The organism is Planktothrix sp. FACHB-1355, assembly GCF_014748295.1.
Classification (GTDB): domain Bacteria; phylum Cyanobacteriota; class Cyanobacteriia; order Cyanobacteriales; family Aerosakkonemataceae; genus Aerosakkonema; species Aerosakkonema funiforme_A.
Window position 1 is genome coordinate 1 of the sequence record NZ_JACJUP010000116.1, and the last position, 9,865, is coordinate 9,865.

8 protein-coding genes are annotated in these 9,865 nt (G+C 45.3%); 3 read left to right on the forward strand and 5 right to left on the reverse strand.

Annotated features, from left to right (window positions below; translation table 11 throughout):
- The 3 genes from H6S82_RS07985 to H6S82_RS07995 are packed head-to-tail and all read right to left on the reverse strand — an operon-like array spanning position 1 to position 2,192.
- Positions 1-462, reverse strand: a complete 462-nt coding sequence (locus H6S82_RS07985; protein WP_190465836.1) for a ferredoxin — start codon at positions 460-462, stop codon at positions 1-3.
- A 49-nt stretch (positions 463-511) separates the two neighbouring features.
- Positions 512-1,591, reverse strand: coding sequence for an RNA-guided endonuclease TnpB family protein (locus H6S82_RS07990; RefSeq protein WP_190465834.1), 1,080 nt, complete (start codon positions 1,589-1,591; stop codon positions 512-514).
- 4 nt (positions 1,592-1,595) lie between these two features.
- Positions 1,596-2,192 (reverse strand): IS607 family transposase, encoded by a 597-nt coding sequence (locus H6S82_RS07995; protein ID WP_190465891.1) that lies wholly within the window; start codon positions 2,190-2,192, stop codon positions 1,596-1,598.
- Between the two features lie 310 nt (positions 2,193-2,502).
- Between H6S82_RS07995 and groES the strand changes: the two genes are divergently transcribed.
- From groES to H6S82_RS08010, 3 genes are all read left to right on the forward strand, one after another.
- Positions 2,503-2,814: a co-chaperone GroES gene (groES, locus tag H6S82_RS08000; protein WP_190465832.1), complete on the forward strand. Its 312-nt coding sequence runs from the start codon at positions 2,503-2,505 to the stop codon at positions 2,812-2,814.
- A gap of 123 nt (positions 2,815-2,937) precedes the next feature.
- The gene (gene groL / locus H6S82_RS08005) at positions 2,938-4,578 is read left to right on the forward strand and encodes a chaperonin GroEL (protein WP_190465829.1); all 1,641 of its coding nucleotides are present in this window, start codon (positions 2,938-2,940) and stop codon (positions 4,576-4,578) included.
- A gap of 358 nt (positions 4,579-4,936) precedes the next feature.
- A complete protein-coding gene (locus tag H6S82_RS08010; protein ID WP_190465828.1) occupies positions 4,937-5,416 on the forward strand; it encodes a hypothetical protein in 480 nt (159 codons plus the stop codon).
- 265 nt (positions 5,417-5,681) lie between these two features.
- Here H6S82_RS08010 and H6S82_RS08015 read toward each other — a convergent pair whose 3' ends face one another.
- Together H6S82_RS08015 and H6S82_RS08020 are read right to left on the reverse strand one after the other, a co-directional pair.
- A complete protein-coding gene (locus H6S82_RS08015) occupies positions 5,682-7,922 on the reverse strand; it encodes a methyl-accepting chemotaxis protein (RefSeq protein ID WP_190465826.1) in 2,241 nt (746 codons plus the stop codon).
- 711 nt (positions 7,923-8,633) lie between these two features.
- A partial coding sequence (locus tag H6S82_RS08020) for a methyl-accepting chemotaxis protein (RefSeq protein WP_191056131.1) occupies positions 8,634-9,865 on the reverse strand: 1,232 nt, incomplete at its 5' end.

Here is a 9,865-nt window from a genome sequence, read left to right on the forward strand (position 1 = left end):
TCAGTCTGCGATCGAATTTCCTGAAGGCTCCGGTAAAGGATGAGTTAGAAAGGCGTATTCCCGGACTACCCGATTACCGATCAAATGTTCTTGGATAATCCGCTCAATTACTTCGGGGGTTGCGTTGCGATACCAGACGCCATCCGGGTAGACGACCAAAATCGGCCCTTGGGAGCAAACTCGCAAGCAGTTAGCCTTGGTGCGAAAGATACAGGTAGGTCTAGTGGCGGTTGGCTTTTCCAGTTTGAGTTCTTTGAGACGTTTTTTGAGGTAGTTCCAAGATTCCAAACCAGCTTCTTTGGAGCAACATTCGGGTACGGTCTGATCTGCACAAATAAATATATGCCGCTGAATTTGGCTCAGTCCCAAAGTTTGCACGCAAGCTGCCAAAGCGTTCTCGCCCGACCCTTCATCAATCTGACAAACCTCATCAACTGGCAAAGCTACGGAGTCTTCTGTCATTGTGCTGCTTTTGTCCGTGAATCCTATTCACTTAAATTGTCTGATACATTTACGCGACACAATACGGGAAATTCCCGGATAATGCAGCGATAGCGACACCATCTGAAGTGATGGTGAAGGCGGTATCCCGCAAAGCTCTGAGCATGAAGCCCAAAGCACCATTCATATCTCGTGGTAAAGTATGACCGCAAGAGGGACATTTAAACACCTTAGCACCACCCAAGGATTGATGAATATGACCACAAGAAGTACAAGTCAGGGAAGTGTACGCCTCTGAACCTGTAATCACAATTGTGTTGGTCATTTCGGCTTTTTGAGTTAAGAATAACTCAAAACGGTAATGCGCCCAAGTCAACATCGATCTAACCGTTTTTGACCGCATCTTTCTTCGTACCTTGGCAACCATCAGGGATGTCTCGAAAGTAGGCAGAAATATGACCCGATAATTATCGGTTAGATAGCAAACAATTTGCTGATGAGCTTCCTCAATGAGGTGACGAATTTTATTTCTCATTCTTTGAGCAGCTTGCCGCATTCTTCGCCGTTGCTTTCGACAAGCAAGATGAGTGCGACTAATTAAGTTGTCAAGGTGTTGGCACAATCTGGTAATCCTACCAATATCGCCATGACCGAACTCAACAAACCTAGACCCATCAAAACCTGTTAAAAAGGTTCTAACCCCTGGATCTAAAGCGATAATCCCACTGCGCTCTTTTCGCTCAACTACTACTTCTTGAGGAATAATGGCAAACCACCTTTGATGGGAAAATGTCAGCTGCGTAGCATTTGAGCAGTTTTCTGGTAACGGCTCAGACGTTATGAAGCTAAGCCCTTTAGTTAGCTTTGGATACCAACAACCTGAACTGAAATTGCACTCGTTAAACTTAATTGTTTGTTGTCGCTCGCGGCAACTTCTAAACTTAGCATCAACACTTGTCTTGTAGGCTTTATGAGCATCAAAAATGGCATTTTGCCTGATATGACAAGGTGTTTCTTTTACCCATTCTGGCAAGTCAGACTGCATGATAATGTTTCTTAACTTAAGCTTACCTACTCTTTTATTTTGTCGTTGGTAAGCAATAGCTTGATTGAAACAATATTTGCAAGCCGCCAACCATTTGCGCCACACTTTGTTAAGTTCGGCGCTTGGGTAAATCCGAATCTTCCTGCATCTGAGTCTTGTATTTGCGGAGTCCGTCAAGCCTTGAGCTGAAGCAGTGAAGAATGGCAAGGATATCCTCAACCATTTCCTCGTGAGGAGAGAGACTTGATTCATTGAGAACCACGAGTTCACACCTGTTCTGTTCGCACAGCCATCGAAACAAGTCAAATCCGAATCTTGCCAATCGGTCTTTGTGAGCGACCACAAGGCGTTTGACATCTCCTGACAAGACTTGTCCCAGTACGGCAAGCATCTTTTTGCGCTTAAAGTTAAGACCCCCTCCAATTTCTGAGACGATTTCTCCGTCTGGGAATCGGTCGATAAGGTATTCAATTTGGCGGTCGAGGTCAGGTTTTTGGGCGCGAGAACTGACTCTGGCATAGAGGATGTCTTTTCGGGTATCCAAGCCAGATCTAGCTCTGGCTGTATAGCTTTCGACGTTGTATCGCCGTTGCTTCCCGGATGTCCAGATGGCTTCGATTTTCCCTTGTTCATGCCATCGACGCAGTGTTCGTTCATTGACTCCAAGAATTTCAGTTGCTTCTCTTGGGGTGACGTATTTGACAATAGTGGTATCCTCAACTTTTGAGTTATTATACCGCTATGCCCGGATATGTCCGGTTAAGTGATGATTAAATTTATCCTCTCCCATTCGCTACTATCGGCGCTGAGTATTTGTACTTTGTTGATGCTGCGCCTGCCCCTGTTCGGGAACCCGTACAAACAAATTTGTTGCGATCGCACGCCCCGTCGTTTTAAATTAGCACTCAGGAGATGAGAGTGCTAACTCAAGTAAGGGCCAGGGACAAGGGACAAGAGAAAGAACACCCGAAGCCCGATGCCCAATCACCAATCATAAAGTAGGAGAAAATTTTTGTATGGCAGCAGTATCTCTAAGCGTTTCTACCGTTAAACCATTAGGCGATCGCGTCTTTGTCAAAGTAAGCGCTTCTGAGGAAAAGACGGCTGGCGGTATCCTCCTACCCGACACAGCAAAAGAAAAGCCTCAAGTTGGGGAAGTAGTCCAAATTGGCCCCGGCAAGCGCAATGACGACGGTTCCCGTCAAGAAATGGAAGTAAAAGTCGGCGACAAAGTTCTCTACTCCAAGTACGCCGGCACAGACATCAAACTCGGCACTGAAGAATACGTCCTGCTCTCGGAAAAAGACATTCTCGCCGTCGTTAGCTAATAGCCAGTCGGTAGTGGGTAGTAGGGAGTAGGAAAGAAAAGCCAATTACCTTTCTACCGCTCGCGAATTAGCAAAATCCAAAATCCAAAATCCAAAATCTAAAATCCACAATCATTGACACATATGGCTAAGCGCATCATCTACAACGAAAACGCTCGTCGCGCCCTTGAAAAAGGTATCGATATCCTGGCAGAAGCTGTTGCCGTCACCCTTGGCCCCAAAGGCCGGAACGTAGTGCTGGAGAAGAAATTCGGCGCACCTCAAATTGTGAATGACGGCGTGACGATCGCCAAAGAAATCGAGCTGGAAGACCACATCGAAAATACTGGCGTTTCCTTGATTCGTCAAGCTGCTTCCAAGACCAACGACGCTGCTGGCGACGGTACCACAACTGCTACCGTTCTCGCCCACGCGATGGTGAAAGAAGGATTGCGTAACGTTGCTGCTGGTGCTAACGCGATCTCCCTCAAGCGGGGTATCGATAAAGCTACCAACTTCTTGGTAGAAAAAATCAAAGAACACGCCCGTCAGGTAGAAGATTCCAAATCTATTGCCCAAGTCGGTACCATCTCTGCCGGTAACGATGAAGAAGTCGGCAACATGATTGCCGAAGCAATGGACAAAGTGGGTAAGGAAGGCGTCATCTCCCTGGAAGAAGGGAAGTCCATGACCACCGAACTGGAAATCACCGAAGGGATGCGCTTTGACAAAGGCTACATCTCTCCTTACTTCGCTACAGATGCTGAGCGGATGGAAGCTGTTCTCGATGAGCCTTTCCTCCTGATCACCGACAAGAAGATTGCCTTGGTACAAGACTTGGTGCCAGTGCTGGAGCAAGTTGCTCGTTCCGGTCGTCCTCTGCTGATTCTCGCAGAAGATATTGAAAAAGAAGCTTTGGCTACTCTGGTGGTCAACCGCCTGCGCGGTGTGCTGAACGTAGCTGCTGTCAAGGCTCCTGGCTTTGGCGATCGCCGCAAAGCTATGCTGGAAGATATCGCCGTCCTCACTGGCGGTCAACTGATCACCGAAGATGCCGGTTTGAAGCTGGAAAATACCAAGCTGGATATGCTGGGTAAAGCTCGCCGCATCACCATCACCAAGGACAACACCACGATCGTTGCTGAAGGTAACGAAAAGGCAGTTAAAGCTCGCTGCGAACAAATCCGCCGTCAGATGGAAGAAACCGATTCTTCCTACGACAAGGAAAAACTGCAAGAGCGTCTGGCTAAGTTAGCTGGTGGCGTAGCAGTAGTTAAAGTTGGTGCTGCTACCGAAACCGAAATGAAGGATCGCAAGCTGCGCCTGGAAGACGCCATCAACGCTACCAAGGCTGCTGTAGAAGAAGGTATCGTTCCCGGTGGCGGTACGACTCTGGCTCACCTAGCTCCCCAAGTGGAAGAATGGGCTAACGCTAACCTGAAGAACGAAGAGCTGACCGGTGCTTTGATTGTCGGTCGTGCGCTATCTGCTCCTCTGAAGCGGATTGCTGAAAACGCCGGTCAAAACGGTGCTGTCATCGCCGAACGGGTGAAAGAGAAGTCCTTCGATGTTGGCTACGATGCAGCAAAAGGCGAATTTGTCAATATGTTTGAAGCTGGTATCGTTGACCCTGCTAAGGTGACTCGTTCCGCTCTGCAAAACGCGGCTTCGATCGCAGGTATGGTGTTAACTACCGAGTGTATCGTCGTTGACAAACCCGAACCCAAGGAAGGCGCTCCTGCTGGTGCAGGCGCTGGTATGGGTGGCGGCGACTTCGATTACTAATTCTACTCTCTTGTGGGGTGGGCATCTTGCCCGCCCTGTCACAGGCAAGATGCCTGTGCCACAATTTTTCGGAAAACAGCTGCTTCCTGGTGGAGGTAGCTGTTTTTTTTGTTTGTTTTTGAACCGCTCTAGATACTTTCCTCCCTCTTATGGTGGGAAAGCGGTTGGATGAGGTACACAATTTTTTTGTCTCTTCCTCATTCCCTCAAATTATGTGCTTCACTCACTGGAAAACCTTTGAATACAACGGTTGAGAAGGAATGATGCGTGTAAAGATATAGATACAACCTACATAATAAATATCGCTTGGGTCACAACTGGCTGGTTGTTACTCAAAGAATGTCGGGAGGTAAGCTGAGTGTCCGCCACTATCACAATCAACTCATCGGAAATTCGGCAAATTTTACAGCCGCCGCGCACCTCTAATTCTTCACGCCTTTGGGAAATTGCACAAAAGGCAAATGCTTTAGCTGTTATGGTGGAAGATCGTTGGGAGAACTTTACCGACGAAGAGCGAGAATTGCTCAAAACTTTTGCTTATGCAGTCATTGAACCACCCAAAGGAATATTAGATACTATTGGTGAGTTGGTAAGCCGTTTTCTTTTGGCTTTGGTTTTGGCTGCAATCGCTATTAAAGGTGAAGCCGACGCTTTTGGCGCATATTCTAATGGCTCTAACCGTCTTATTAATGCAATTTTAGGTAGAATTGAACGAGAAGATATCGCTTATCAAAAAGCACTATCTGAAGTGATTGAAGAGACTTTTGCCAATTTGGAAACCAGCAAGGCTATGACGGCGGAGGAAGCGTGTGAACGGATCGGGCGAATTTTCAGATAAAATTATCAGAGAACTTTGAGAAATCTTATCAAAGCCTGATTCGCGATCGATCCCGAAAAAATACAGCCGCCGCCAAAGAGTTTATCTAATTAATTCAAAAATTTATGTGGTTATTACAAGAAATTATAGAATCTTCAGCTATATCGAATGAAATTGAGTCTCCAGAGAGCGTGAAAACTGATGATACAGAAGAATAAAATTGGAGTAAGAGCAACAGCAGGCGATCGTGAAAATTTTCTCTGCAACTGAGAATTTAACGATAAACTCACGAGTTTACCTTCATAGAGATGATACTCTGTAGGACGAAGGCGGTATCATTTAATTGCTCCAGCACCAGGTTAGTCTGCTGTAGGGATGCCACGGTCTGCTGAGAAGCTTCACTTAAGTGAGATATCGCATTACTGATTTGCTGCGCCCCCTTGAATTGCCCTTCCATATTGTGACTGACTTTCTCAAATTGCGGTGTGAGACTTTGCACTTCAAATATGACAGCAGCGATTTCTCCACTGATGCGCTCAACCTGTTTTACATAGCGACTTACCTGTTGGCTAAACTTATCCATTTCTTCAACACCCTTGGAAACAGATAATTGTATATCTTCGATCATCTCCTCGATTTCCTGGGAAGCAACAGCGGTGTTATCTGCTAGTCGCTTGACTTCTCTGGCAACAACAGTAAAACCAACCCCATACTCTCCTGCTTTCTCCGCTTCAATGCCGGCGTTGAGGGAAATTAAATTGATCCGATCGGCTACTTTACTAATTTTGGTCACCACGCTATTAATATTATTAGCTTTTTCATTCATGATTGCCAATCTGGAGGAGATCGCGGTCGTGGCAGTTGCCAATTGATACATTCCATCTGCCATTTCCATCAGGGAGGCTTGACTATTACTTGCAGAAGCAGCAGTTGCTTGGGCTTTTTGTGTAATATCTTCCATCGTCTTGGCTAATACCCCGTTAGTAGCAGCAATCTCCGAGGCGGTAGCTTTCACTTCGTTAGTGGAAACTGCTTGCTGTACGACTGTAGATTCTAACTGCTTGCCCGCAGTAGTAATTTGCATCGTGGAGGAGGTAACTTTCATACCTACTTGATTGGCTTGCATAATTACCTCATTTAGCTTGTCAAAGGAAGTTTTCAGTTGCCCAATCATATCGTTGAAAGAGTTTGCCAATTGTCCGACTTCATCGGAGCGATTGAGGGGTAAGATATTCTGCCATTTACTAGGGTCAATTTGGCTGGCATTCAACTCAATATCTCTAGCCACCTTATTCAGGCTTTGAACTGGTTTAATGAGCAGGTATCTTACTGAAACTAAACCTAGAAATGCTGCTATCACAACAATAAGTGCCGAACGACTAATCAGGAGATAAGCCATCCTAGAAGCTACTAGGGTTGATTCAGACATCGGCTTGACAATTACTACTTTCCAATAAGAACTAGGTACGTGAAATATATAAACGGTCGATTTTTCCTGAAGTAACCAGTCATTTTTGATTTCAAATTCCTGAAAGCGTTGATTTTGCTGCTGTTCTTGCTTTAAAGGATCGGCAAGTACCGCCGCCATGAGTTCAGCTTGTTGTCGATCGATTTGGTCACTTTGTTCGTCTAACTTAGCTGCTGTTTCCTTGCTATACTTAGGCATCTGCTGCGCCTGCCTAAGAATTTTCTGGTTAATCGCTTCTAAGGCTCTAGCTATGGGTTCAAATGAAGGTTGTTTAACAGCAAATTCAGATGCTTGAATAAATTCTTGTGTTGACTTACCGGAACTATCAGTCTCAATTTTCTTGACTAAAGAGAGTTGAGGAAAAGTGATGAATTTATTGTCTCGATCCACAATGAAAATATAGCCACCTGTCTTTCGCTGCCAGGATTCAGTAAATGCTTGTAAACCTCCTAGTTTCAAATCGATAGTCGCAACACCGGAAAATTTTCTATTGTCTTGGGTTGCCACTGTGCAGGTAACCATTGGTTCGTTGGAATAGGGGTCTACATAGGAGCGGCTCCAAAAACAACGTCCTGGTTCTAAATATTTTGCTACAACGTACCAGTCCGTATTGTGGTATCCTGATTTGTTATAGTCATCGTAGTATTTGAGGGAATTATTTGACTCTCTACCCCAAAAGAAACTTCTACGTTCAACCTTGGAGTCAAATGCGTAAGGTTCGGGCCAAAATCCTCCTCCCGCTACAGCCAAATCTCCTTGAAAGTCAATAACTTTTGGCAGAACCTGTTTAAATACTATTTCTGATTTTGGTAATTCCTCTGCTGTTGCCCCTATGCTTCGGGCTAAGGCAGCAATTTCTCGAGAGCGATTCTCTAAATCTGAAACAGCATTGTCACCTGTTTGTTCGATTAGGCGTGAAGATTCAGCAAAAACTAGCTTTTTGCCTTCAATTTCGATCGCCAGGATCAAACTAGCGATTAAACCAACCGCGATTGCACCCACACCAATGAGGGTTTGAGTATTCAAGCTTTTATGCCATTTAACATTTGAGCTTTTCATTATCTGTTTGATTTAGTTCCTCAACTTGGTTAGTCTCTTGCAGGAATGCAACGGTTGGCACAGAGGCTTAATATCAATAAATCATCAATATGTAATCTATCCCAAGTATGAGCTAAAAGCAATCTGGGGCGGTGACAACAATCTGTCATACCAAATCCGGGCGAGCTACCCCTGTGACGATCGGGAGAAGATATGAAAGTGCGATCGCCCTGCGCCTCCCCAGCGGTGTGCCCAAGGCGGAATAAAGGGTAGGGCTTGGGGAAAAAATGCCAGTCGGCATCTGAGGGGGCAACAACTATGGCTAAAAGGTAGAACGGATAAGCTTTTCGGCTCTTCGACCTCACTGATAGTAAGGCCGTTTATGTAGATTTAATGACATCAATTGAGCAGTTTGTTCTGTCAATAATGTCAGAGATTCCACCCAAGCTCCCGCCTTGCATACCAATATAAAAACTGCTATGACGGCGCTGTGTTCTAGATTTTTATTTGACTCTACCAACATATTTAACTACTCGCTTATTTTTGATTTTATCGCCAAACATAAGCGCAGTAGTATAAGCATTACAAGAAATTGTAGATCTTCAGCTATGTCGAATGAAATTGAGTCTCCAGAGAGTATGAAAACCGAGATACAGAAGCAGAAAATTGGAGTAAGAGCAACAGCAGGCGATCGTCAAAATGTTATCTGCAACTGAGGATTTAACGATATACTCACGAGTTTACCTTCGTAGAGATAATACCCTGTAGGAGAAGGGCGGTATCATTCAATTGCTCCAGTACCTGGTTAGTCTGCTGTAGAGATGCCACGGTTTGCTGAGAAGCTTCGCTTAAGTGAGATATGGAATTACTGATTTGCTGCGCCCCCTCGAATTGCCCTTCCATATTGTGACTGACTTTCTCAAATTGCGGTGTGAGACTCTGCACTTGAGAGATTACAGAGGCGATTTCTCCACTGATGCGCTCAACCTGTTCTATATGGTGACTGACCTGTTGGCTGAACTTATCCATTTCCGCAACACCTTTGGAAACAGATAATTGTATTTCTTTAGCCATCTCTTCGATTTCCTGGGAAGCAAGAGAGGTGCTATCTGCTAGTCGCTTAACTTCTGTGGCAACCACAGTGAAACCCGCCCCATACTCTCCTGCCTTTACCGCTTCAATGCCGGCGTTGAGGGAAATTAAATTGATTCGATCGGCTACTTGGGCAATCTTGCTGACCACGCTATTAATGTTATTGGCTTTCTCATTCATGATTCCCAATCTGGAGGAGATCGAGGTGGTGGAAGTTGCCAACTGATTCATCGCATCTGCCATTTGCGTGAGGGAGGCTTGACTGTTAGTTGCAGAGGCGGCGGTTGCTTGCGCTTTTTGGGCAATATCTTCCATTGTCTTGGCTAATTCCCCGCTAGTACCAGCAATCGAAGTTGCGCTAGCTTTCACTTCTTTGGTGGAAGCCGCTTGCTGTACGAAGGTGGCTTCTAACTGCTTGCCCGCAGTAGCAATCTGTCTCGTGGAAGAGGTAACTTTCATTCCTACTTGATTAGCTTGCACAATTACATCATTGAGTTTGTCAAAGGAGTTTTTCAGTTGCTCTGCCATACTATTGAAGGAGTTTGCCAATTTTGAGAGTTCAATAATTTGGCTAGATGCAACGCGCTGGTTGAAATTACCCTGTGCCATCTCAGATGAAGCTTTGGCAATCCGATTGAGGGGACGAGTAATCCAGTTGGCAGTAAGAATTGCTACAACAATCGCCACTGCTAACGCCAGTAAACACAGCAGTATAGTGATGCGAGTGTTGTCGTTGATTTGTCCCATGAAATCCGATTCGGGAATGACTACCACAATTAGCCAATCTAGACCCAATTCATCCTGCCACGGAAGAACTTGAACGAATTGGGGTTTGTTATTGAGGTTGAATTTAATCTGCTGAGTGTTTCTAA